Source organism: Rhizobium sp. A37_96 (assembly GCF_053521765.1).
In genome coordinates this window covers 74,129-99,251 of sequence record NZ_JBNWDS010000019.1, presented here as the reverse complement: position 1 = coordinate 99,251, position 25,123 = coordinate 74,129, and the positions used below count along the sequence as shown (strand labels likewise).

Below are 25,123 nucleotides of genomic sequence, written 5' to 3'. Positions count from 1 at the left end.
TTTGCCGGTGAGGTTCGATATCGCGGATGATCTGGAATCCGTCGGGGGCGCCATCGTTCCCGCAAACACCGTCAAGCAGCTGCTTCAGGCGATAGCCTCATCCCCTTCGGATGCGTCGCGAGTGCGCACGCAAGCCGAGCGCATGGCATGGCCATGTCGGCGAAATTGAGCGGATTATCGCATGGCGATCTGAATCCCAGGATTTTCAACGGGTTCGTGGCGATCTTTCGGAGGGCAAGCGCGCTTTGCATCTCCGCAATCGGCAAAATCAGCCTTCAGCTGCCGAGCGATCGGTCGCTATAGCATCAGTGGTTCCGCTGATTTCTATATGGCTGGTCCGCCCCGGTACTTCCCCCGGGGCTGGCAACGCTAAAATATGGCGATGCGGGCTCCTGCCAGTCCTATTCCCGCATTCGACAACCGTTCTATATGGAACGGCTAGCGGACGAGTTCCCGGATTTTATAGGCGACTTCTGTCCGGTTCGTCGCGTTTAACTTCTTCATAATATTGCGAATATGAACTTTGACGGTGCTTTCGCAAAGATCCATCTCATAGGCGATGATCTTGTTTGCCTTTCCCCGCCTCAGCGCTTCCGCAACCACGACTTCACGCGGGGTGAAAAGGCTGTCGAGGCAGCAGTTTCGGCTGGCCACGGGAGTAATTGCCTCCTTGGCGGCCAAAAGGCTGCTTGCCGGCACAAAGACGCCGCCTGCGCGAGCAAGTGCGACAGCTTCAGCGGCAACCTTGATTCCGACGCTCGTCGGGATGTAACCGCGGGCGCCGCATTCCAGCGCATGCAGCAGCTGCGCAAGCTCATCGCCGTCCGCACCGACGATCACCGGGCTTGTCTGAAATCTTTCGACCAGCGCGCAAATCTTCGCGCTGACGTCTGCGTCCGAAACCTTGCGACCGCCGATCATGAAAAGAATTGCCGACGGCATGACCTGCATGTTCCGCATCTGCCATTCGTCGAGCGAGCCGACCGTGACGATGTGCATGGCACCGTCGCATTCGGTGAGGCTTTTCGACAGGCACTCGCGATCCAGGGCGCGGGAATCTATAAGAAGGACATAGTCTTCCCATTCATCGACGCCAGGCATGCCGGATGCGATGAAAGGCCTCAGGGTATCGGACGTCCGAACCGAAATAATGCGTGCCCCTGCTTCCGAGGTAAATTTTTCACTTACGAGCGATTGTCCATTCATGGCCGGTACCCCCAACTCTTAAAATGGCCTTTGTATTTCTTGTAATTATTTGAGTATTTACTCTATTCAAAGAGCATGACATTCGCGTAACGCTAAGATTTTCTTTCATTTTCATATCAGTCCCCTCGTGTTAGGTTTATCTTACCATAGTAATTGCTTATTTTTCTTTTCTACGCATTAACCTATGTTAATGGTAAATTGAAATATTGATTGCGGGAATTCTTCTAAACTCTATCCGAAATGGAGTTTATGCATTGTTCAAATCATAGTTGTATCAAAGTAGGATTGGTCGAAGTCGACAATGTCCATAAGACGCGGCCGATCGAGAAAAGCAACGATGCCATTGCGGAAGGACAGGAGACCCGCCTCGCGCATATCCCTGAGAACGCGGTTTATGTGAACCGTGGACAGCCCAACGGCATCACCGATATCCGCCTGCGTCAGGGGACAATCGAAATATTCCGCATTTGCATAGTCTCTCGAGGTGCCGATGCGTGACCCGAGCTCAAGCAACAGGTAACCGGTTTTCTCCAGAGCATCGCGCCTGCCTATGTTGGCAAAACGCTCAGACATACGCGCCTGATATCGAAGCAATTCAGCAATAACAATACGATAGAACAAGGCCGGCGTGTCGATCTTCGGCAGAGACGTAAAGTCCGGGAAGACCATCACCGTCACGTTGGTTATCGCCTGCACGGTCTCTCGTGACAGCGCCGTCAGCGAGGTCGAGATCATATCGCCACGCAGGACGAATTCCGTTACGAAACGTGTCCCGTTCGGCAACATCTTGCTGCGTGCCGCCCACCCCTCCAAAATAAAGAGAAGGCGGGGTGCATTGCTGTCATAGTCGCAGATGGCGCTACCGGCGCCAAAGGTCCGCGCTACACCGCCCAGGCTTCGAATATGTTCGATCGAAATATGCGCTGCCATGCCGACACCCCTCAACCCAAAAGCATATCTCGATGGTCAAAGGGCCATTCAAAAATAAGATTTTTCGTGAGTTCTAAGTATTCAATACCATAAAAATTCGGCAATGTCTTCGATACAAATCGATAACCGCCGTTTGTCGGAGTTTTATCGAATTCAATGGAGAGTTGATATAAGCTTTATGTATAAGGAGCAGCAACTCAGCTACTTATATTCGACATACATTATGCCTTCGCGGTATTTCCTGCGACGTAAGGACTATATACCCGACATGGCGCACTGGTCGGGTCCAACCAAATGGCGGCGCATGTTCGAGATTCCAGCCCGGGCTTCCGCAATTATGACGTGATGTCGAAGTGCCTCTATCCCCTCCTTCTCCGCCGCTTTCAACAGCAACGCGATGCGTCCCGGCGGTTGCGATACATCCTTCACGAAGTAATTCTCACGCCCCACGGAATTGAAGAAGCCTTCGACCTTCCCGTCCCAGCCCAAGCCGACATGCGGGACTCTGAGCGCATAGGCAGCGATGCAGGCATGCAGCCGATGGGCTAGGATCACATCCAGCGGCTGAATCGTCCGGATCAGGTCAATCGGAACCCGCGGACGCCCGGCAATATCCAGCGCACCGGGCTCCACAGCCCGGTGCGTGGCGACCGAATGGCGGATGCGCTCGGCGAAAGCCTGGTCTTCCCTGGCCCCGTTGCAAAACAGCAGCACGCGCTGCCCGTCGTCCAGGAGCAGCCCGATCAAGTCCCGGTAGGCGTCGACGCTGGAAAAGGGAATGGCGGAGGCCGGCGCGTTGCTGTGCCTATGCAGGATGAGGGGATCGGTCACGCACAAGCCGATGGTCAGCTGACGCTTGGCGGATGCGGCAGGTTTCTCGATCAATGGCGAGCCGTCGATCAGCAATCCAGGATCCCGCACGATTTTCGCGTCCGGTCCATCCGGAAAGTGCTCGCGCCAATTATCCTGGGCAAAGCCGTCCCTCACGGAAAGATGAACGAGCCGAGCCCCTTTCAGACGCGCAAAGAGGTCGTATGCCGGCTCCGACCAGTGCTTGCTCACACCCACCGCATAAATCGCCAGGGGCCGATCGTGCCGGCAGACGCAATCGAGCACCATGCCGACCTTCAGCGGGAAGTTGAGGTCGTCGTCCTGAAACAGGTTGCCGCCGCCGATCACGACGGCGTCTGCAGCCGCAATCTTGTCGTTCCATCGGCTGCGAAGCCTGCGCAACCTGCGCTCAAGCCCAAGGCGGACAAGCCGTCGCCGGACGATGGCGGGTGATCGATGGAGCAGCGCGAGGACCAAGCGCCGACGCCCGCCATGACCGGCCGCGAAAGCCTCGCGCCCCGCAAGATCGATCGTCTCCACTTCGATCTCGCCAGCACCATTCGCCAGCGCGGCTTCGACGCATTCCGCCAGCAGCCCATCTCCGAGATTTTCACTGTATTTGACGTTGAAGACGACGATCTTCATCTCAATTCTCCGGCGGCGCTCAATCCCGGGCGGTAGCCGGCCCGCACCCGCTGCGTGCTGGCGCCAAGCGCAGAAACGCTGCCTGCGAGGATGTAAAACATCAATCCAAGGTCATAGACCGTCCCCGAGGTGGCCGCGGAGACGAGCACGGTGATGAGGCCGGCCTTCGCAGCGCGCACGACGGCAGCCTGCTGTGACGGCAGATATGCCGGCCGCGTGTCGAACATCAGAAGCCGGCCGACAAATACGGCGAAGAGCAACGTTCCGAAGATGCCGATATTGGATAGAAGGACAAGGCCGAAGCTCGAGGCGCGGGCGCTTCCAAGGCCTGCTCCGAAGCCGCTCGTGTCGACGAACGCCTGGTAGGCCATGGCATTCCACATGAAGCGCTCGCGTCCTGACTGGCTGTCGGCCTTGGAAAAGAGCATCTCGTCGAGAAAATCGCGCAGATTGTGCGCGAGATCCGGCATGGCAATGAGAACGAAGAAGATGACGAGCGGCATGCTGGCAAGAATGGATACGATCAGAACGGGTCGTCCCGCGCCGGGCTCATGGCGCGCGGCCAGAAATGACTGCAGGCAGAGGATCGGCAGGACGACGGCAAGGCCGACGAGCGCCGTCGCCGATGTCGACAGGATCAGCGCCACCAAAAGCAGGCCGGCGATAGTGCCCGTCACGGCTGAACGAATGCCGCCGAGCCACAGGCTGGTAACGATCGAGAAGAGCACGAGGGTAAAATCGGCGAAGGCCGAGGCTTCGGGAAATGTCCCCGAGATGCGTTTCAGCCCGCCCTTTTCGGCATTGGTCAGGAGCGCATAATTGGCCGTGCGCACAAAACTGAGCAAAAAATCCGTATGCGTGAAGTAAGTGACGATATCGGCAAGCGCAAAGCCGAGATTGATGCTCGCGACGACCAGCACGCCGTTGATAAAAGTCGCGGGAATATTGTTCCGCCGGAAGAACGCAAAGGTGGCAATGAAGCAGATGAGGCCGCCGACGGCATAGACCGTCTGGGTAATGTTATTGGAGGAAAAACGCAGCGGCACCAGAGCGATGAGGCTGTGTGTACCGATCGAGCGCTCCACCGTCATTGTCTGCGTCACGCCCTGAAACAACCTTGGGAAGAAGATCGCGGTGAAGACACCGAAGGCCGTCAGGACCAGCAGGAAAAAGCCGGGCTGCCACGGAGCCAGAGCGGCGAGGAAGGGCCCTTCCCCATAGGCCGCGAACAGGCGCGCGGCGAAGAACAATAGAAAGAGGCTCGGCACGAGCACCGATGCGCCGCCAAGGCCGGGGACTGTGAACGCGGCGGCAGCTCCAAACACCGTCGATAGCGTCATTATGATGAACGACCATCGAACAGGCGCAGTGAGCGTCGCGATGCCAACGATCAATGTTACAAGCCCCATGACATACATGTGTGGGAGTCCAGCAGTTCCGCCTCATGACCGCCGCAAGCTACCATGCTGCCCTATAGCTGTATTTCCGCCATCTCTAATCCTTTTGGGGGACCTATTGGCCAAAATACGTTCTATACCGTGCTTACTACTGCGTTCATGCTTCCGAGCATGGATCATTTCTCGCCACTACATTGCAGCAAACGCATGAACAACCGTCGCGCCTTCCTTCGCGCGTCGGCTGCCATGGCGTTGGTTGCGATCTGCGACATAAGGATTGCACGCGCAGGTGATACCGGGGATGCACTTGATCTGAACAGCATGACACTGACCTTCGAGGATCCCTTCGACGAGCTGAGTATCTCGGCCTGGGGGCCTGGCACACGTTGGATTTCCCATACTCCATGGAATGGTGACTTCGGCGGCGCCCGCTTCTCCAATCCAAGCGGCGATTTCCCCTTTGCGATACAGGACGGCATGCTGCGCATTACCGCCGCGCGCGATGAAGTCGGCATGTGGCGTTCCGGCCTGATTGCCTCCGTCGACCCGAAGGGAAATGGATTCTCCCAACAATTTGGTTACTTCGAGATGCAGGCGCGGTTACCGGACGGGCCTGGTGTCTGGCCAGCTTTCTGGTTGATCGGCAAAGACCGGTCAAAGGCGACCGCCGAGATAGATGTCATCGAATATTACGGCGACAAGCCGGGTGGCTACTCATCGACGGTGCATGTCTGGCATCGCGATGGGAAGCACGATTCCGCCTACTCCCGCATCAACGTATTTGCTACCGCAAGTCCTACCGATATGCATCGTTATGGGGTGAAGATCGATTCCGACTTCATACGCATGTATTTCGATGGAAACCTCGTCTGGAAAACCAAGGCCTTACCGGAGCATCGCCAGCCGATGTATGTTCTCATCGACCTCGGTATCGTCGATGGTGTAACGAAGATGGCTGCAGCCGATCCATCCTTCATGTTCGTCGATTACGTCAGAGCCTATCAGTTCCGTTAGCTGCCTGCCTCCAGCCTGTGCAGCACTTCATCTCAATCTCTGCTCATGCGGATACTGCGCTTGGCATGTCTCATGCCGGTGCCGTCGCTGCCACGCATAATGCTTTCGGCCGAGTTGTTGCGGCCGTATCCGGCCTTTCCGGCAAAATGGCTACGGCCCGCTACAACCTACGACTTTCGATGGTGAGAATAGTTATCCCAATGATCAACTGGTGCTTTTGCCCCAGCATGAAATTCTGCAACGGGCGATGAAGCATTTCGCGTCGTCGCAAGTCGCAGGACAACCCGGAGAGCGATGATGATTGACCGTGATGCTCAAGCAGAAGCAAATGACGCAGCCATTATGCATTACGATTGCAACCTTTGCCTTCATGAAATGCTGCGCGTCCAGGCTCGGGCTGCGCCACAGGCAACAGCTCTCGTCTATGGCGACACCCGCATCAACTACTGCGATCTCGATCGCATATCGGATGCGCTTGCGTTGCACCTGATACGCATCGGCGTCCACAAGGCCGATATTGTCGGTCTCTTCCTGCCTCGAAGCGTTGATGCGATCATCTGCACCCTGGCCATCCTGAAAGCCGGAGGTGCCTACCTTCCGCTTGACCCTGCCCTTCCGATCGAGCACCTCGATTTTGTCATCGGCGAATGTGCACCGAAGGTCATTTTCGTCGATACGGACGATGGCGACAAGCTCAGCCGCATCCCGAGCATGAACGGCAAGGTCATCGAGGCCAATGCCATCATAACCGAAATGGCGGGCAAACCACGGATGGCCGCACCGGCCATCGCCGTGAATGGCGGCGATCTCGCCTATATCATGTATACATCCGGTTCGACCGGCCGCCCCAAAGGAACGATGATCTGCCATCGCAGCATCGCCCGTGTCGTCCTTGATCAGACCTATATCGATTTTCGCCGGGACGACGTCGTTCTTCATACCGCCACCATCTCCTTCGATGCATCGACCCTCGAAATCTGGGGCGCACTTCTCAATGGTTGCACATTGGCAATCATGCCTGACACCGATTTCTCCATCTCGCGCCTGTGCGACTTCATGCGGGCGACGGATGTCAGCATTTCCTTCCTCACGACGGGATTGTTCAACCTTTTTGCCGATCGTGCCCGAGCATCCCTGCCGAGGCTTCGCCATATTCTTTTTGGGGGGGACGTGGGGTCGGCCGTTCATGCCCGACGCTTTCTGGAACATCATCCCGGCTGCAAGCTGACCAATGCCTACGGCCCGACCGAGACGACGGTCTTTGCTACGGCTTTCCAGGTCCTGCCGAGTTTTTCGGGCGGCGAACTGCCGATCGGCAAGGCCATCGCTCATACAGGCATCGCCATACTGGACGAGGAACTGCGCATCCTTCCTGCGGGGATCGAGGGCCAGCTGGCGATATCGGGCGACGGCCTCGCCATCGGCTATTTCAAGCGTCCGGAGCTGACGGATCAGAAATTCGTGACCATAGACACGAAAGACGGCCGGACGCGCTTCTACCTGACAGGCGATGTGGCCTGCCTGAAGCCCGATGGCACCGTCACCTTCAAGGGACGGCGCGACAGACAGGTCAAGATCAATGGCAAGCGCATCGAGCTCGACGAGATCGAAGCCGCGCTCAGGCGTGATCCGCGCCTTGCCGACGGCATCGTCCTTTGCCACATACAGGGCGAAAACCTGAAGCGCATCGTCGCCTATCTCTGCCCGAAGGAAAGTCATATCGGAGCGGGCGCCGATCTGGTGCAGGGCGTCATCGCCACGCTGCGCGAAACCCTTCCGACCTACATGATCCCGAGCGCCGCCGTGATCGTCGATGCCCTGCCGCTGACGGCGGCCGGCAAGGTCGACCGTTCGAAGCTGCCGCCGCCGCCGATCGAAGCACAGGCAAGGCCGTCCGACCCGAGGAGCCGGACCGAAGAGCTGCTGACGGGTCTGTGGCAAGAGGCGTTGGGACTGGCCAGCATCGATCTCGACAGGAATTTCTTCGACCTCGGCGGCACCTCCCTTCAACTGATGGAAATTCATGCCGGTCTCGAAGACGCGCTCGGTCGGCCGATCGATGTGGTTGCATTGCTGCGTCACACGACGATCCGGGAACTGGCGCTTTATCTCGACGGCCGGGCGCCTGGCCCGACACGCATCGCCGCCGCCGCTCAGCGTGCGGCGTTGCAGAAAAAGGCAATCTCTCACATCCGCAGGAGCTCCTTATGAAACGGAATCACCCGGAGAATGACGAAGAGCGTGATTTCGAGGACAATGAAGATCAGAGCGAGCAGAATTCCGGTCATATCGCCATTATCGGCATGTCCGGCCGCTTTCCAGGCGCCCCCTCGGTGGGTGAGCTGTGGCAACTGATCCTTGAGGGGAAGAACGCCTTTTCGCGGTTCTCGCCGGATGAGATCGAAGACGCCTTCACCGACGAAGAGCGGGCGCAGCCCAACTACGTCGCCGCAAGGCCGCATCTCGAAGGCGCCGATATGTTCGACGCCGAGTTTTTCGGCATGTTTCCGCGCGAGGCTGCCATCACCGATCCGCAACATCGGATCTTCCTGGAAATATGCTGGGAGGCGCTCGAGGACGGCGGTTACGATCCGCAACGCTATGCCGGCCCGATCGGGGTCTTCGCCGGCTCCTCGATGCCGACGTACCTGATCAACAACGTCCTGCACGACCGCGCAAAGGCGGAGGAGTTCACCTCGAACTACCAGATCGGAAGCTTCCATGAACTCGTCGGCGCGCTCAACGACACGCTGTCCACGCGCGTCGCCTATAAGTTCAACCTGAGCGGCCCCGCCTTTACGCTGCAGTCGGCATGCTCAACTTCCCTCCTGGCCGTTTCGCAAGCATGTCAGAACCTGCTCACCTACAGCTGCGATATGGCTCTCGCGGGCGGCGTCTCGATCACGATCCCGCAAAAGAGGGGCTACCTCTATCAGGAAGGCGGAATGGCATCGCCCGATGGCGCCTGCCGGCCGTTCGACGCCGATGCCGCGGGGACGGTCTTTGCCAGCGGAGCCGGTGTCGTTCTCCTGAAGCGCTATGAGGATGCGCTTCAGGATGGCGATCACATATACGCGATCATTCGCGGCTACGGCATCAACAACGACGGCAGCGACAAGGTGGGCTTCACCGCGCCGAGCGTGGAGGGGCAGGCGGAAGCGATTGCGGCGGCGATTGCCAATGCCGACATCGACCCTTCGTCGATCGGCTATATCGAATGCCACGGCACCGCCACGCCGCTCGGCGATCCCATTGAGTTCAACGGACTGACGAGAGCATTCGCACATGATGCACCGGGAACGGCAAGCTGTGCGCTTGGATCGGTCAAGGGCACCATCGGCCATACCGACTGCGCCGCCGGCGTCACAGGTCTCATCAAGACGGCGCTGGCGCTGAGTAGCGCAAAGATTCCGCCGATGCCGAACTATCGGCAACCCAATCCACACATCGTGCTCGAAGGCAGTCCCTTCTACATCCCGACAACAACGATCGACTGGCCGAAGGGCCCGGCACCACGAAGAGCCGGTGTCAGCGCTTTCGGCGTAGGCGGCACGAACGTTCATATCGTTTTGGAGGAACCTCCTCATCCCTCGACTACGTCGAAAGAAGTAAAAGGTCATTACATCCTCCCCCTTTCGGCGCGCAGCAGGCCCGCCCTTGAGAGGATGCGGGTCAATCTGAGTGATTATCTCACCCGGAACCCGAAGCTCTCGGTCGCCGAGCTCGCCCATACGCTTCAAACGGGACGACGCGAATTCGGCCATCGGCTGGCAGTTGCCGCGGGAAGCCTCGATGAGGCGGTCGTCAAGCTGACGACGGACAGCTATCAGCCGTTCGCCGCCGCCGATCAGCCACCCATCGCGTTCATGTTTCCCGGCCAGGGCGCGCAATATGTCGGCATGGGCGCCGGCCTCTACAGCTCCGAACCGGAATTTGCCCGCTGGATCGACCGTGGCGCCGAGCTCCTGAAAATGACCCTTGGGCTCGATCTGCGTGACTACATCTGCCACACCGGCTCCGCCACGCAGGCCATTGCCGATGAGCAGCGCGAAACCCGGATTGCCCAGCCCTGTCTCTACCTGGTCGAATATGCGCTTGCCCGGCTCTGGCTCAGCCGCGGCGTGAAGCCATATGCCATGATCGGTCATAGCGTCGGCGAGTTTGTTGCCGCCACGCTCGCCAATGTCATTTCATTCGAAGACGGCCTGCGTCTCGTCGCCAATCGCGGGCGACTGATGCAGCATCAGCCACAGGGCGCGATGGTATCGGTACGCGCCGACGCGAGCACGACGGCTTCCTATCTGCAAGGCCAGGTCGAGATTGCCGCGATCAACGCCCCGAAGCTCTGCGTCATCTCCGGCCCGTTTGGCGACATCGACAAGGTTTGCGCGGCGCTGTCCGCTGCCGATATCGCCTTCAGCCGGCTGCATACGTCACACGCCTTCCATTCCGCGATGATGACGGATGCCGCTCTGGCGCTGCGCCAGGAGACGGAGAAAGTCACCTACGGCACGGCTACCATACCCTTCATCTCGAGCGTCACCGGCGATTGGCAGACCAACGAACTGGCCACCTCTCCCGGCTATTGGGCCATGCATTGCCGCGATACCGTCCGTTTTGCCGATGGGCTCGCAACGCTGTGCCGCGATCGCAAACCCGTTCTTCTGGAAGTCGGGCCGGGGCGCACCTTGTCGGTCTTCGCCGCTCAAACCATCGCCCGCGACAATCTTGCGGCCGTCATACAATCCCTGCCCGAACACGACCGGGCCTCCGCTGCCGCCGAAACTCTGGCGGAAGCCCACGGCAAGCTGTGGATGACGAGCTGCCGGCTTGGTTGGCCGGCTCTCCCGGCCGCAGCCCGGCAGCGATTGTCCCTGCCGACCTATCCATTCCAGAGACAACGCCACTGGATCGATGCCCCCCCTTCCGCACGTCGCGCATCGACGCGGAACGGCGGCATCAACGCGGAGAGTCGCCCGGCAAGCGATTCCCTAGTCTCTGACGTCAACCTCACCGAGGAGAATCGAGCGATGAACGTTGCAGCACCAATTCTCATATCCAGCCGCCTGCCGCAGTTGGAAACCGCCCTTCTGACCTTGCTGAGCGACATGTCGGGCGAAACGCTGGGACCGGACGAGCGGACGGCGACATTCCTGGAACTTGGCTTCGACTCGCTTTTCGTCGGTCAGTTTGCGCAGCGCATCGAGAAGGACTTCAAGGTCAAGATCTCCTTCCGGGAACTGCTGAGCGACATCCCTTCCGTTGCCGATCTGGCTGTTTATCTCGATCGGCAAATGCCACCCGAAGCGGTCAAGGCGGTTGAGCCCGTGCCGGCCGCCCCTCCAGTCGCTGCCGCGCCGATGCCGGCCATGCCCATGCAGATAGCGCCCGCAACCATGCCGCCGGCCGCCCAGGTCGCATCGATGCCGGCTGCGGCATCGGATCTCGCCACCGTGATGCAATCCCAGATCCAGATGGCGCAAGCCCTGTTTGCCCAACAGCTGGTGATGCTGCAGACCATGCAGGGCAACCCCCAGGCTGCGCTGGCCCCGATGGCCCCGGGCGCGACGCCGATCGCGGCCACTGTGCCGCCGCCGCAGGCTGCGGCAAGCGCACCGGCTCCCGTTGCAGCCGCCGAAAGCGATTTCGGCACCGAACGCATCAAGCTATACCGCCCGAATGCGAAGAGCGTGGCATCGGAGATTTCCGCAGCCAAGCAGGATTTCATAGCCAGCCTCACCAAGGCCTATGAAACCAAGAACGCCAAGTCCAAGAGCTTTACACAGGAGCATCGCGGGCATCTGGCCGACCCCCGTTCCGCGTCGGGCTTCCGGGCGGATTGGAAGGAGATGGTCTTCCCGATCGTCTGCGACCATTCCAAGGGCGCCTATATCTGGGATGTCGACGGCAATAAATATGTCGATCTGGTCAATGGCTTCGGGCAGACCGCCTTCGGTCACGCACCCGATTTCGTCATCGACGCCGTCAAGGCTCAGGCCGACCGTGGATTTGCCATCGGCCCGCAGACGCCGCTTGCCGGCGACGTTGCAAGGATGATCGCCGAAATCACCGGTCATGAGCGCGTCACCTTCTGCAATACCGGCTCGGAGGCTGTCATGGCGGCGATGCGGCTTGCCCGCGCAGTCACCGGCCGCGACCGCGTCGTGGTCTTTGCCAACGACTATCATGGCCAGTTCGACGAGGTTCTGGTCAAGGGCCGCAACCGCGCCGACAAGCCGATCGCGCTTCCGGTCGCATCCGGCATCCCGATGGCATCCGTGTCCAACATGACGGTGTTGCGCTACGGCGCTCCGGAAAGTCTCGATTTCATCCGCACCAACGCCGAAGATATCGCCGCGGTCATCATCGAGCCGATCCAGAGCCGGCATCCGGAACTGCAGCCGCGAGACTTCGTGCTGGAACTGCGTGACATCGCCACCAGATCCGAATTCGCGCTGGTCTTCGACGAGGTCGTCACCGGCTTCCGCGTCGATCCGGGCGGCATGCAGGCGATCTGGGGCATCAAGGGCGACATGGCGACCTATGGCAAGGTCGTCGGCGGCGGAATGCCGATCGGCGTGCTTGTCGGCAGCCCGCGCTTCATGGACGCGCTCGACGGCGGCCACTGGGCCTATGGCGACAGTTCCGTTCCGATGACGGCCCCGACATTCTTTGCCGGCACCTTTGTCCGCCATCCGCTGACGCTTGCCGCCGCAAACGCCGTGCTGCACCACATCAAGGGAGAGGGAGCCGCTCTCTACGACCGTGTCGCCGAGCGGACGCAGGCGATGGTTGCCGAGATCAAGGCCGATCTTGCCCGGCGCGGCATTGCCGATGTCGTTCACGGCTACAAGAGCTGGTTCGCGACCGACTTTTCCAGCCAGGATCCGCTCGGAGCCCTGTTCTACGCCCAGATGCGGCTGAATGGGGTCCATATCCAGGACGGTTATCCCTGCTTCCTGACGACGGCCCACAGCGAGGATGACTTCGACTTCATTGCGAAAGCCTTCCGCGACAGCCTCGATGCCATGCAGGCCGTGGGGATATTCACGGCAAGAGAGGAGCTATCCGCCCCTCCGAAGCAGGCGTCGGCATCCGTTGCAAAGCCTCTGTCCGCGCCGTTGACGGAAGCCCAGACGGAAATATGGCTTGCGGCGCAGGCGGGTGACGAGGCGTCCTGCTCATTCAACGAGTCCTTCTCGCTGACGCTGGAAGGGATCCTGAACGAGGCGGCCATCAAGAGCGCCTTCGACACGGTCATTGCGCGCCACGACGCCTTTCATATTCGTTTCGACCGCGGCGGCGAGCATTTCCAGTTCATTCCGGACTTCAAGCTCGATCTGCCGATCCTCGAAGGCTTCGACATGAAGGACCTGGCCGACTTCGTGGACGACGAGGCCCATACGCCATTCGATCTCATCAACGGCCCGCTTGTTCGCGCGAGCATCGTCAAACTGGCGCCTGAAAAACATGTGCTGGTCTTCACGGCCCATCACATCATCTGCGACGGCTGGTCGATCAACACGTTCGTCGAAGAGCTGTCGGCGGCTTATGAAGCCTTCAAGGCGGGCAATGCTCCGCACTTTGAGCCGGCGCTCTCCTTCGCCACCTATTCGACGGATCTTTCTCCCAGGCCGGAAAAATCCCAGGCAACCGAGCAGTTCTGGCTGGATCAGTTCAAGACCGTTCCGGACCTGCCAGACCTGCCGCTCGACCGCCCGCGTCCGGAATATCGCAGCTTCGCAGGCGGAACCTGCACCGGCTATATCGACGCCGACGTCTACAAGGCTCTGAAGAAGAAAGGCGCCAAATCGGGGGCCACGCTGTTTTCGACCCTGCTGGCCACGCTGCAGGTAATGATATCGCGCTTGTCCGGTCAGGACGATATCGTCATCGCCATTCCATCGGCCGGACAAAGCCTGCTGGATGGCCGGACCCTGGTCGGGCATTGCGTCAATCTGCTGCCGCTGCGTCAATCGGTATTGCGGGCAGAGGCGTTCGCCGCCCATCTGAAGGCAACGCAGCAACTGGTCTTCCAGGCCTTCGAGCATCAGGACTACACATACGGCACCCTGGTGCGCAAGCTGGATACAAAACGCGATCCAAGGCGGTTGCCGCTCACCGAAATCCAGTTCAACCTCGAGCGCGTGGCCGGCGGCTCGACGTTCGGCGACCTGAAATCGACGATGGAGCCGAACGCGAAAGCCTTCTCCAACTTCGATCTCTTCTTCAACATGATCGAGGCGTCCGACCATATCCGCATCGACGTCGACTACAACGCCGATGTCTTCGATCGCGCGACGGTCGAACGATGGATCGGCCACTTCTCGACGCTGGCCGCCGCACTGGCAAACGACATGGAGCGCAAGGTCGGCGAACTGCCGTTGCTGTCCGCGCAGGAGAAGTCATGGCTGATCGACGATCTCAATCGGACAGCCGCGCCTTACGATCACGATCAGTTCGTCTTCTCGCTCTTCACCAAGCGGGCGGCCGAACATCCGAATGCCGTCGCTGCGCAGCATGATGGCGAGACGATCAGCTACGGTGAGCTGGAAATGCGCTCAAACCAGCTCGCCCTCTACCTCCAGATGGCAATTCCCGATCCTGGTCAGCGCATCGCCATACTGGTCGAACGCTCGCTGAACATGATCGTCGCGCTCCTCGCGGTCATGAAGGCAGGGCATACCTATGTGCCGATGGATCCGGCTCATCCGGAGCCACGCCTGCGGCAGACGCTGGATGTCGCGCGCATTGGCGGCCTGCTTTGCGACAGCGACGACATGGCCCGGCTCGCCGCCGCGCAGACTCCCGTCATCCGGCTCGACAAGGACGCCAAGGCGATCAGCTCGATGACCGGCCTTCCCCTGAAGACCTTGCCGGTGGATACGACGGCATCCGCCTATATCATCTTCACCTCGGGTTCGACCGGCATGCCGAAAGGCGTCGAGGTCTCGCATCGGTCCCTGACGAACTTCCTTCTCTCCATGGCCAGGGAGCCTGGATTCGATGCGAGCGACACGCTCGTGGCGGTCACGACCATTTCCTTCGATATCGCCGGCCTGGAACTTTACCTGCCGCTGATCACGGGCGGGAAAGTCGTCATCGCCAGCCGTAGCCAGGTTCAGGACGGGTTTGCTCTGGTCAAGCTCATTGGCGAACACGAAGCCACGGTGCTGCAGGCTACGCCGACGCTATGGCAGATGCTGGTCGAGGCCGGCCTGAAGGAGCGGCGGACGCTGAAGATGCTGTGCGGCGGGGAGCCCCTGCCCAAGGAACTGGCGCGCTCCCTGCTGGCGATCGGCGGCGAGCTCTGGAACATGTACGGGCCGACGGAAACGACGATCTGGTCGTCGTTGCAACGCGTCACGGATGCCGATCAGCCGATCACGATCGGCCATCCGATAGCCAACACGCAGCTCTACATCCTCGATCAGAGCGAGAATATCGCGCCCATCGGCGTCATCGGCGAGCTGCACATCGGCGGCGACGGGCTGGCGGAAGGCTATTTCGATCGCCTCGATCTGACCGAAAAGGCCTTCATCCCGCATTGCTTTGCCGTCGGCAGGCCGATGCGCCTCTACAAGACCGGCGACGTCGGGCGGCGGCTTGCGGATGGTTCGTTGCAATTGCTCGGGCGCCGCGACCAGCAGATCAAGTTGCGCGGCTTCCGCATCGAACTCGGCGACATAGAGGCCGTCATTTCCAAGGCCGAAGGTGTACGCCAATGCGCCGTCGTGGTCGCCGAAAACGCCAAGGGCGATCGCTCTCTGGTCTGCTACATCGTGCCGAACGCAAATGGCAACGAGACGTCCGCGGCCAATATCGCGACCCACGCCAAAGCCAACCTGCCGGCGCATATGGTGCCGAGCTTCTGGGTGATGGAAGAAGAGCTGCCGCATACCGCCAACGGAAAGCTCGATCGCAAAACCTTGCAGCAACGCGGCATACCGCAGCGTGAGGCGGCACCGGTCAAGGTCCAGGCGAAAACCGAGATGGAACAGCGGCTGCTGACGATATGGCAGGATGTTCTGAACCTCAGCGATATCGGCATCGACGACAATCTCTATGCGCTCGGTGCGGATTCGCTGACCATCTTCCGCATCGCCGCCCGCATGCGCGACAACGGCTTGCCGCTGGAAGCAAAACATCTGCTGCGCCATCCGACGGTTGCCGCGCTGGCAGCCTTCGCCGACAGCCAGGGGGAGGTTCCGTCCGATCCCGTCCAGCTACACACACCATCCTTGCGTGATTTTCGTAACGGCGCACGCCGCGGCCTGGGGGCAGCTCTATGAGTACGGTTGACAATAGTCCAAGCGGTTCGGTTGCCGCACCAAGCATCATCGGTGAATTTCCGTGCACGCAGACGCAGTTGCGCTGCTGGATCCTCGATCAGCTCAATCCCGGCAATCCGGCGCTGAATGTCGCGGTTCGGTGGGAGATCCGCGGCTCCTTCAAGGTTGCGACGCTTGAAGCGGCCTTCCGAAAGGTCATTCAACGCCACGAAATACTGAGAACGCGGTTCATCGAAAAGGGCGGCCAGCCCTTCCAGCAGGCTATCAGCGACGTCAACTTCAAGATGTCGGTGATCGATCTCCGCGGCATGCCGCCGGAACAGCGCCAGGCAAGAATCCTGTCGATTGGCGAGGAGACGGCGCAAGCGCCCTTCGACCTTTCCATACCGGGCCTATTGCGCGTGACCCTGCTGATGGCTGAAAACGAGCGCGGCTTTCTGCTGATTACCGCGCATCAAAGCTGCTTCGACGGCTGGTCCATCCGCGTTCTCGGGCGCGAAGTCGGTGAAATAGCGGCGGCGATCGACGCAGGGCGGCCGCCGGTCCTGCCCGAGCTACCGTTGCAGTATGGCGATTACGCCCTCTGGCAGCAGGAATACCTGCAGAGCTACGGCTTCGAGACGGAGAAGACCTTCTGGCGCGAGACGCTGCTGGGTGCCCCCTATTTCGAAGTCGCACCCGATCTGCCGCGCGGGCAGATCAAAACCAATCGCGGCGACATTCTTTCCATCGCGCAGCCGCCGGCATTCACGGATCGCATGGACGCGGCCGCGCGCGCGCACCGCGTCTCGCAATACAGCTTCGGAGCGGCCGTTTTGAGCGCAGCCCTCCATCGGCTGACGCAGGCCCCGACGGTCCTGTTCGGTTCGCAGATCGCCGGGCGCGAACATAGCGATCTGGAAGACATGATCGGCGTCTTCATCAACAATCTGGTCCTGCGTTTCGATTTCAGTTCCGACGTCAGCTTTGCCGACCATATTCGTCGCGTCAGCACCACGATCGAAGGCGCGCTGAACCATCAGCGCATGCCGTTCAACAAGCTCGTCGAACTCATCAACCCGGTGCGCGATCCGGCTCGCAACCCGCTGATCTCCGTCAACTTCAACCTGCAGAAGGCCTTTCTCGAGGATCGCCGCTATGGCGGTTTCGAGCTGATCAGCTCGCCTTCGCAGTCTCCCGGCGTCATCTACGATCTGAGCTTCATCATGATCGGCCGGCCGACCGGCTGGCGCATGTCGATCGAGTACAATGCCGACCTGTTCGAAGCCGCCACGATCGAAAGCCTCCTGCAGCTATGGAAGGACGCTTATGAAATCGCTCTCGAACACCCTGAGGCGCCGCTTTCTTCGCTCGTTGCGCCGGAACGGGGGACGCCGGCTTCCGCCAAGGCTGCGCCGATGGATGGCGCCATCGCAAGCGCGACGCCGGTCGATACGCGAATGGACGCGCTTGCTGGGCTTTGGAAAGAGGTCCTACAGGTTCCGCAAATACGCCCGGATGATGATTTCTTCGCACTCGGCGGCCACTCGCTTCTCGCGCTACGGCTCCTATCGGAAATACGCGCAAGATTCGATGCTGCACCGACATTGCAGCTTCTATTCAAGCAGCCGACGTTTGCAGGCTTTGCAGCTGCGATCTTTGATGTCGGTGAAGCGTCGGCACCCCCGGCGAAAGCGGTAAATCCGTGGGAGCTGATCGCCTGCAAGCATGGCACGGGGATCGGCGCGGTCTATACGCTCAACCATCCGTTTCTGTATTACCGCCTAGCCAATGCGATGCCGGACGAGGTTTCGGTACACAACGTCAATATGTTCCACGCGGATCTGGCAAAGGGGCTGGATCGGCTGCGCATCGAGGATATCGCCAGCCAGGCGATAGATGCCATGCAGATCGGCAAGACCGTTGGGCGTGTCGCCATCGTCGGGCTCTGCGTCAATGGCGTCCTTGCGATGGAGGTCAGCCGGCAATTGCGGGAAAGAGGCACGGACGTCGGCGTTACGGCAATCATCGATGCATGGGCTCCGGGATATTTCGCCTCCCTGCCGAAGCGTGAGCAGAGGCAGTGGAACCGGGAGCGGCGGCGCAAGCGCCTTGCCTATTTCACCAGAAAGCTCCTGTCCCGCCGCATCCGGCTGATCGACTATCTCAAGGAGTTCGAGGTTTCGCTGTCGCTTCTGCGGATATTCGGCGTCAAGGCCGGGCAGTATTCGCCTGAGGAGGAGGCGAACGAAGCCGTGACCAAGCTGCTGGTCGCGGCAGCACGTCACTACAAGCCGCCGCAAACAAAGGATCCCAGCGTCGTCCTGCTTCGAAGCAGCGCAACGCATGCGCGCGCGCGCCAGTTGCGGTTCGGCTGGGGCGATGCGATCGGCGACGACTGCCCGGTGGTCGATATCGATGGCTGGCATGAGGATTCGCTCACCAGCACCGGTATCCGTGACCTGGCGTCGGCCCTCTCCGGAAAACTTGCCGGCGGCTAGATCGATGCAATGGCCTGTGACCAAGCCATAAGGGGAAGCAGTCATGAACGAGACCAAGCCATTGAGGGTCGGCATTCTCGTCGCTCGCGGACGCGCGCTCGAGAATTGGGAACTTATGATCCTGGACCGGATTCTGGCGGCTCCCTGGCTGGAGCTCGCCGCGGTCTTCACCCATCCCCATCCGTTCGAGGAAGACAGGACCTCGAGGCTGTTGTCCTGGAGCTCGCGGCTGGAGGCCCGGGCACTTGCCCGTCAACCCGCCTATTCGCCGAAGTATTTCAACAGCCACCGCCATTTCATCGACTGCTATGATATCGAGGCGGACGCCTCGTCCACCGCCGACAGCATCACCGGATCATTCCTGAGCCGCCTGAAGCTCGATCTCGTCATCCGCACGACGCCGAAGGGCATAGCGGACGATGCGATCGCCGCATTGCCTTTTGGAGAATGGGCTTTCAATTTCTCCGACCAGCGCTCGGCCGAGGCGGACTGGTTCGGATATGCGGAGGTGCTTGCTCACGCTCCGACCGCCGATCTGGTCCTCTACGCGAAATGCGGCGGCACGGGCCGGGTGGAGATCGCAAGAGCGGCTTTCAATATCAAGCCAAGCGCAACGAGATTGAGCGCTTTCGTGCGGGAACGAAGCGTTACGCTTCTGATGCGTGAACTGGCGCGACTGGCGGACACGCGGCGGTTCGACCTGCCCGCCAGCGCCGATGCCGCACATGGGCACGCGCCGTCGTTCGGCGAGCTTCTGCGCTACGGCTGCATTGTCGCGGGCTCGGTTTCGGCCGTAGCGCTCAAGGCGATCAAGTCGAGGCTCCACGCCGATTCCGCCATATGGACCCTTTATACGGGACACGGCGAGATCGACGACTTCGATCCGAGCGAGGCGACTGAGATCCCTCCTTCCAGCAGCAGCATCAAGGCCGATCCGTTTCTCTTCCAGCACGACGGCAAATGCTATCTGTTCTACGAGGCCTATGCCCGTGGCGACCGCAAGGCGCATATCGCCGTCGGCTGTTTTGACGGCGATGCGCTCCAGCCTGTGGGGGTGGCGCTGGAGCGCCCCTATCATCTGTCCTATCCATTCGTGTTTCGCGACGGCGACCAGATCTTCATGATACCGGAAACGCATCAGGCCCGGCGATTGGAGATCTGGCGCTGCCGCGAGTTTCCGCTGAAATGGGAACTTCATGCCACGGCCTTCGAGGGTCAGTCGCCCGCCGACAGCATTCTGATCCGTCATGACGGCAGATGGTGGCTGTTCACCAACCTTTCGGATTTCCACGCTTACGAAGATCACTGCAGCGAGCTCTATCTGTTCGAGGTCGATGGTCCGGCGCTGACCGGGATCAAGCCGCACAAGCGAAATCCGGTTGTCATCGGCAGCACAGGGGCCAGAGGCGCCGGACGCATCTTCGCGCAAGGAGGGCGGCTCCTGCGGCCCTCGCAGCACAATTCCCACGGCGTCTATGGTTACGGACTCAACATCATGGAGATCGAGACGCTGACGCACGACGATTATCGCGAGCGCTGCATCCGAACGATAACACCCTCCTTCAAGGCGGGGCTTCGCGGTTGCCACCATTTCGACGCCACGGACGGGCGCTATATCGTGGATGCCAGGCTGACCATCTGACCGAAGTCGTCGTCGCGATAGCGCAGGCGTACATCGTGCCCTCCGGTCGCGGCAACGACCGCGCCGGCGAAGTTGACCGGCGTCGCAAGATCCAGAACGATCCAGTGCCCGGATGGGTCAGGATCTCCCTCCAGGCGCTCCAATCGCGATTCGCCCGCCTTGTCGAAGGCGACGTCGAAGCTGTCCAGCGGTAGCGACAGCCCCGCCCCGTGCGCCTTGATGAACGCCTCCTTGCGTGTCCAGCAACGATAGAAGCCATCCAGATAGCAATCGGCCGGCAGGGATCGCAGCGTTTCATATTCCCTGCGCGAGAAGAACCATTTTGCAATATCTTCCTTCAGGAAGCGTATTTCCTCTATATCGATGCCGAGTTCGTAGCGATCGGAAATGGCAAGCACGGCAAGATCGGCGCTGTGGCTGAGATTGAAGCGGATCGAACAGGCTCCGCATGCCGCTATGAATGGTTTTCCGTTGGCGCCATAATCGAAAGAGATCGATTGCGGTGACAGCCCGAGATAGCCTGCCAGGATCAGGCGCAACCCGCTCCTTGCGGCGACAAAGCGATACCGGTCCCGGTCGTAAACGAAGCGGCTTGCCCGGGTGCGTTCGTCGGCGGACAGAAATTCCGTGGAGGCGCCGAGATCCGGCGGCGGCATATCGAGCTTCCAGCTCCAGACATCGATGACGTCAGGGCCGATCGTCTCCATGCTAGATCGTGGCGTAGAAGAGGCCGGTGGGCTTGGATTTGGCCTGCCGTGACATTTTCCGGGCGATATGAGCAACCAGCGCGACGGGATAGTTCTCGCCAAGGCTGATGCGGCAGGTGCGCTTCAGGATGTCCAGCGTTTGCGCGCAGAGTTCCGGCGTGTATTCGATCTTGCGATCCGTCCAGTGAAACGGATTCATCGCCGGATGGCCGGTGCGCTGCTGCAGTATCGGCTGCCAGTTGGTATAGACATGGCGGCTGGAATCGAAGAGCCGGTAGACGCCACGCCTGTTTTCCTCGGCAAATCTCTTGGCCTCTTCCGACGTCTCGAAAATGACGTGAAGGCCGGCGGCATTGGCGACATCGTTGTGAGGACCCACCATGAGCCGGCCGTTCTTGGAGAAGATCTCGCTTATCACATCGTAGCGTTCGCGCATGCGGGCAATCATCGGGTCCAGCTTCTTCAACTGGACGTTCAGCATTGCGCCCTGGATCTGGTTCGCCTTGAAGTTCACTCCCAGCATGGGCGGCTCGTTGGCATTGTCGAGGTGACCGCGAAACATGGAGCCGATATCGTGATACATGCGGGCGCGCGCGAAAAGCCGCGCATCGTTGGTCGCGATCGCGCCGCCTTCGCCGCAATTTATGTTCTTGAACTGGTTGAAGCTGAACGCCCCGAAATCGCCGATCGTGCCGACCCGCTTGGTCTTGTAGCGCAATCCGACGGCCTGACAGGCGTCCTCGATGACCACCAGATTGTTCTCGCGGGCGATGCGCATGATACTATCCATGTCGCACACCATGTTCGACATATGGACGGGAATGATTGCCCTCGTCTGCGGGGTGATCTTGCGCAGTATGTCCTGCGGATCCATGGTGAGCGTATCGTCTATATCGACGAGAACCGGTACGGCGCCGGCCGCCAGAGGCGCGGCGGCGGTCGCGATCCAGGTGTAGGCCGGCACCAGCACTTCATCGCCCGGCCCGACCCCAGCGGCGACCAGTGCCGAAACCAGGGCGCCTGTTCCGCTACTCATGGTAAGCGCGTGCCTGACGCCGAACTTAGCACAGAAATCGGCCTCGAAACGCCCCAGCGGGCCGCCGGTCTCGTCGCTGTATCGCGCCAGCTTTCCAGAGGCAAACACCGGCGCGAGCGCCAACCACTCCCGTAACCCCACTTTGGCCATACTCTTTGCTCCCCAGGAAATGCGGCATTTGCGTAGGAGCCTAACGTGTGGACACGCGATTTTCAGCATGGCCATCCGACTGAAAACAATATCGGAACGATCACAACACCTATCCGAAATCGGTAGATATCGGGCCCGCCTATGCCAATCGAACAGTTATCCGCGCGCACGCGATGCTGGTAAAAATGCGGAAAAGCGGATGGAAAACGACCATGATGAACCACGACTTGAGATCAATGCCGGAAGCCATTGAAATGCATCCCGATATTGCCATCATCGGGGGTGGCCCCGCAGGAATTGCGATTGCGCGCGAACTCGCCGGTACGCAGATGCGCGTTCTGGTCATCGAAAGCGGCGGCAGCGATTACGAGGCCGAGATTCAGGCATTGAATTCCGTCGAAAGCATCGGGCAACCTTTCGTCTCGACAGCAGCTACGCCCGAAGGGCGGGGCTATACCGGCGCCTTGGCATGGCTGAACGATATCCCGGCATTCGAGCTGCGAAATCGCATGCTGGGCGGCAGCAGCCATACCTGGATCGGCAAATGCGCCGCCTTTGCCGAAATCGATTTTCTGAGCCGGCCGTGGCTGCCGCTTTCCGGTTGGCCGATCGAGCGTAGCCAGCTGATGCCGGCCATTGATCGCGCTGGCAAACTGCTCAACCTCGGGCCTAATCTTTACGACGAAAGCCTCTTTACACTCTTGCATTCGCCGCCGGAGGATCTCGGTTTGAACAAGCGGCTCCTGCAGCCGTTCTTCTGGCAGTTCAGTCACATGCGTCATCCGCGTGCCGAACCGACACGGTTCAGCCGCCTCGCGCGCGATATCACGGCCGGGAACATAGACTTTCTGACCCATGCCACGGTGACCCGGATCAATGTCGACGGAGATGGCCGGAGGGTAACCTCGCTGGAACTCAAGGGGCCGGACGGCCGCAGCGCAAGCGTCCACGCAAACACGGTCGTTCTTTGCGGCGGCGGCATCGAAAATGCACGCCTTCTGCTTGCATCGAATTCCGTGCAGCCGGCAGGTCTCGGCAACGGTCATGACATCGTGGGGCGCTACCTCTGCGACCATCCGCGCACCTCGCTCTGCCGCTTTACCGGTCGCGATATCGATGCCGTTGCAAAACACTTCAACTTCTATGGCGTGAACCATGGCGGACGGACGCATTTCTATCTTCGAGGACTGTCCCTGAGCCCGGAGATCCAGGCATGGGAAAGCCTCACGAACTGCGCCGCCTATCCCGTCCAGATCCATGCCCAGGACGACCCCTGGGCGGCGCTCAAGCGCTTGACGAAGGGAGCGAGCAAGACGGTGAAGGAAGACCTTCTGGCCGTCGCGAAATCGACGGACATGGTTACGTCAGGACTTTATGACCGCATCATCCGTAAGCGAGGACTTCCCCACCGCTCGATCGAACTGCGTTTCGACGTGATGGCGGAACAGCAACTCGATTCCGAAAGCCGCGTCACGCTCACGGATCGACGCGACAGGTTCGGCCAGCCATTGCCGCGCATCAACTGGAAGATCGGCAGGCGCGAAACAGACAGCGTCAAACGGCTTGCGCTGACCATCGCCGACGAGTTCGCGCGCATCGGCCTGCCGAAACCACAACTTCCGGATTGGATCGCCGCTGACGACAATGCCGGCGCCACGTTCATGGATATGGCTCACCCGTCCTGCACCACGCGCATGGGCACAGATCCGCGAACGAGCGTCGTCGATACCGATGCCATGGTTCATGGCATCGATGGGCTGTTCGTTGCCGGCAGTTCCGTATTTCCGACGCCGGGTCATGCCAATCCGACATTGATGCTGCTTGCCTTGTCGATCCGGCTCGCCGACCACCTCAAGCAGCGGCACGCGACCGCACGCCCGCACACGCTACAGGCGAGCGAACCGGACCTGTTGCTTCACCGAGGCTAGCCGAGCCGGAAATAGAAGCCGGCGCTCTCGCTGCGGCCCAGTTCGGGGTGAGTGTCGATGACGTGCGACAGGGACGGGATGGACCAGCGATCGACCTGCGTGTAGCCGAGCCTTGCAATATCGCCGATGAACTCAGCCTCGTTACGCATCTGGTATGGGACATATGACTTGCCGATACGTTCAAGCGTGACGATTGCGCCATCCTTGCGGAGAGCGACCTTGTTGAGGATCAGATGTCGCGGCAGGTGCGGCATGCGCGCCAGAAGACCGGACAGGGGCATATCGAGATATTGCATCAGCCCCGATCCAAGGAAGAGCGGCATCGCGCCGGCATCCTCGATCCGTTCGACGAAGCTCAGCCCCGTCAAGCCTTCCTTTTCCGCAAGGCTTTGCCCGGCGCGGACGATGGCCGATAGATCATACACGGTCCAGCGAAACGAATCGTCCAACTGCAACAATGGACGAAAGGCACGATATTTCGTTCCCATATGCCCACCGGCATCGACGAGGCCATCGACCTCGGGCAGCAGGCTGCGCATCCAGAAAAGCACGGAATAATCCCACGGCGCCACCTCGCACATCTTGGTGAAGGCGACGCTTGCGATCTCCGCATGGTCGTAGCCGGCCATTGTCCGCCTGCGGGCAGCCGCCATCGCGGCGTCATAGGAGGCATAGGCACCGGTAAATCGTCGCGGAAACGGGGAAAGATAGTTCAGCCGTCCTCCGGCCAGACGCAGAGGCGAGAAGCCCTGCGCGGCGGCTTGCACCGCGCCCTTTAGAGCTGAACGCGCATGACTGGACCATGGCGCACCGGACCACAACGAGGCTGTCATCTTCCATCTCCTTATCCATGCACGCCGGCGGC

General features: G+C 60.2%; 13 protein-coding genes. 6 read left to right on the top strand and 7 right to left on the bottom strand.

The window, feature by feature from the left end; genetic code table 11:
• Window positions 1–438 precede the first annotated feature (438 nt).
• The 4 genes from ACQZ6J_RS30130 to ACQZ6J_RS30115 all read right to left on the bottom strand — a co-directional run bounded on the left by ACQZ6J_RS30130 (window position 439) and on the right by ACQZ6J_RS30115 (window position 5,030).
• Entirely contained in the window at window positions 439–951 is a 513-nt protein-coding gene (locus tag ACQZ6J_RS30130; protein WP_449086723.1) for a LuxR C-terminal-related transcriptional regulator, read from the bottom strand.
• Window positions 952–1,464: 513 nt separating this feature from the next.
• Window positions 1,465–2,136: a Crp/Fnr family transcriptional regulator gene (locus ACQZ6J_RS30125; protein ID WP_163992025.1), complete on the bottom strand. Its 672-nt coding sequence runs from the start codon at window positions 2,134–2,136 to the stop codon at window positions 1,465–1,467.
• A gap of 255 nt (window positions 2,137–2,391) precedes the next feature.
• On the bottom strand, window positions 2,392–3,612 hold the full coding sequence (locus ACQZ6J_RS30120) for a polysaccharide pyruvyl transferase family protein (RefSeq protein WP_163992023.1): 1,221 nt from the start codon (window positions 3,610–3,612) through the stop codon (window positions 2,392–2,394).
• A complete protein-coding gene (locus ACQZ6J_RS30115; protein WP_449086722.1) occupies window positions 3,609–5,030 on the bottom strand; it encodes a hypothetical protein in 1,422 nt (473 codons plus the stop codon). Before ACQZ6J_RS30115 ends, ACQZ6J_RS30120 begins: the two co-directional genes overlap by 4 nt.
• Window positions 5,031–5,075: 45 nt before the next feature.
• Here ACQZ6J_RS30115 and ACQZ6J_RS30110 point away from each other — a divergent pair, with 45 nt between their 5' ends.
• The 5 genes from ACQZ6J_RS30110 to ACQZ6J_RS30090 all read left to right on the top strand — a co-directional run bounded on the left by ACQZ6J_RS30110 (window position 5,076) and on the right by ACQZ6J_RS30090 (window position 20,437).
• Window positions 5,076–6,023, top strand: a complete 948-nt coding sequence (locus ACQZ6J_RS30110) for a glycoside hydrolase family 16 protein (protein WP_449086721.1) — start codon at window positions 5,076–5,078, stop codon at window positions 6,021–6,023.
• A 297-nt stretch (window positions 6,024–6,320) separates the two neighbouring features.
• Window positions 6,321–8,234, top strand: coding sequence for a non-ribosomal peptide synthetase (locus ACQZ6J_RS30105; protein WP_449086720.1), 1,914 nt, complete (start codon window positions 6,321–6,323; stop codon window positions 8,232–8,234).
• Window positions 8,231–16,315, top strand: a complete 8,085-nt coding sequence (locus ACQZ6J_RS30100; protein ID WP_449086719.1) for an amino acid adenylation domain-containing protein — start codon at window positions 8,231–8,233, stop codon at window positions 16,313–16,315. The genes ACQZ6J_RS30105 and ACQZ6J_RS30100 overlap by 4 nt, the downstream gene beginning before the upstream one ends.
• Complete coding sequence (locus ACQZ6J_RS30095; protein WP_449086718.1) at window positions 16,312–18,795, top strand: condensation domain-containing protein; 2,484 nt, start codon at window positions 16,312–16,314, stop codon at window positions 18,793–18,795. Before ACQZ6J_RS30100 ends, ACQZ6J_RS30095 begins: the two co-directional genes overlap by 4 nt.
• A 43-nt stretch (window positions 18,796–18,838) precedes the next feature.
• Window positions 18,839–20,437, top strand: a complete 1,599-nt coding sequence (locus ACQZ6J_RS30090) for a glucosamine inositolphosphorylceramide transferase family protein (protein ID WP_449086717.1) — start codon at window positions 18,839–18,841, stop codon at window positions 20,435–20,437.
• Here the strand turns inward: ACQZ6J_RS30090 and ACQZ6J_RS30085 are convergent.
• Both ACQZ6J_RS30085 and ACQZ6J_RS30080 read right to left on the bottom strand, forming a co-directional pair.
• Window positions 20,407–21,144, bottom strand: coding sequence for a 4'-phosphopantetheinyl transferase family protein (locus ACQZ6J_RS30085; protein WP_449086716.1), 738 nt, complete (start codon window positions 21,142–21,144; stop codon window positions 20,407–20,409). The genes ACQZ6J_RS30090 and ACQZ6J_RS30085 overlap by 31 nt on opposite strands.
• A gap of 1 nt (window position 21,145) precedes the next feature.
• Complete coding sequence (locus ACQZ6J_RS30080; protein ID WP_163992013.1) at window positions 21,146–22,330, bottom strand: DegT/DnrJ/EryC1/StrS family aminotransferase; 1,185 nt, start codon at window positions 22,328–22,330, stop codon at window positions 21,146–21,148.
• Window positions 22,331–22,542: 212 nt separating this feature from the next.
• On the opposite strand from ACQZ6J_RS30080, the gene ACQZ6J_RS30075 reads away from it, so the two are divergent.
• On the top strand, window positions 22,543–24,258 hold the full coding sequence (locus ACQZ6J_RS30075; RefSeq protein ID WP_449086715.1) for a GMC oxidoreductase: 1,716 nt from the start codon (window positions 22,543–22,545) through the stop codon (window positions 24,256–24,258).
• Here the strand turns inward: ACQZ6J_RS30075 and ACQZ6J_RS30070 are convergent.
• A complete protein-coding gene (locus tag ACQZ6J_RS30070; protein ID WP_449086714.1) occupies window positions 24,255–25,091 on the bottom strand; it encodes a methyltransferase, TIGR04325 family in 837 nt (278 codons plus the stop codon). The two genes, ACQZ6J_RS30075 and ACQZ6J_RS30070, sit on opposite strands and share 4 nt — an antisense overlap.
• Window positions 25,092–25,123: the final 32 nt, after the last annotated feature.

Bases quoted from the DNA above. Each gene is read 5' to 3' on its own strand.
- ACQZ6J_RS30130 (WP_449086723.1), bottom strand. From the start codon at position 951: ATGCAGGTCATGCCGTCGGCAATTCTTTTCATGATCGGCGGTCGCAAG.
- ACQZ6J_RS30125 (WP_163992025.1), bottom strand. From the start codon at position 2,136: ATGGCAGCGCATATTTCGATCGAACATATTCGAAGCCTGGGCGGTGTA.
- ACQZ6J_RS30120 (WP_163992023.1), bottom strand. From the start codon at position 3,612: ATGAAGATCGTCGTCTTCAACGTCAAATACAGTGAAAATCTCGGAGAT.
- ACQZ6J_RS30115 (WP_449086722.1), bottom strand. From the start codon at position 5,030: ATGTATGTCATGGGGCTTGTAACATTGATCGTTGGCATCGCGACGCTC.
- ACQZ6J_RS30110 (WP_449086721.1), top strand. From the start codon at position 5,076: ATGCTGCCCTATAGCTGTATTTCCGCCATCTCTAATCCTTTTGGGGGA.
- ACQZ6J_RS30105 (WP_449086720.1), top strand. From the start codon at position 6,321: ATGATTGACCGTGATGCTCAAGCAGAAGCAAATGACGCAGCCATTATG.
- ACQZ6J_RS30100 (WP_449086719.1), top strand. From the start codon at position 8,231: ATGAAACGGAATCACCCGGAGAATGACGAAGAGCGTGATTTCGAGGAC.
- ACQZ6J_RS30095 (WP_449086718.1), top strand. From the start codon at position 16,312: ATGAGTACGGTTGACAATAGTCCAAGCGGTTCGGTTGCCGCACCAAGC.
- ACQZ6J_RS30090 (WP_449086717.1), top strand. From the start codon at position 18,839: ATGAACGAGACCAAGCCATTGAGGGTCGGCATTCTCGTCGCTCGCGGA.
- ACQZ6J_RS30085 (WP_449086716.1), bottom strand. From the start codon at position 21,144: ATGGAGACGATCGGCCCTGACGTCATCGATGTCTGGAGCTGGAAGCTC.
- ACQZ6J_RS30080 (WP_163992013.1), bottom strand. From the start codon at position 22,330: ATGGCCAAAGTGGGGTTACGGGAGTGGTTGGCGCTCGCGCCGGTGTTT.
- ACQZ6J_RS30075 (WP_449086715.1), top strand. From the start codon at position 22,543: ATGATGAACCACGACTTGAGATCAATGCCGGAAGCCATTGAAATGCAT.
- ACQZ6J_RS30070 (WP_449086714.1), bottom strand. From the start codon at position 25,091: ATGACAGCCTCGTTGTGGTCCGGTGCGCCATGGTCCAGTCATGCGCGT.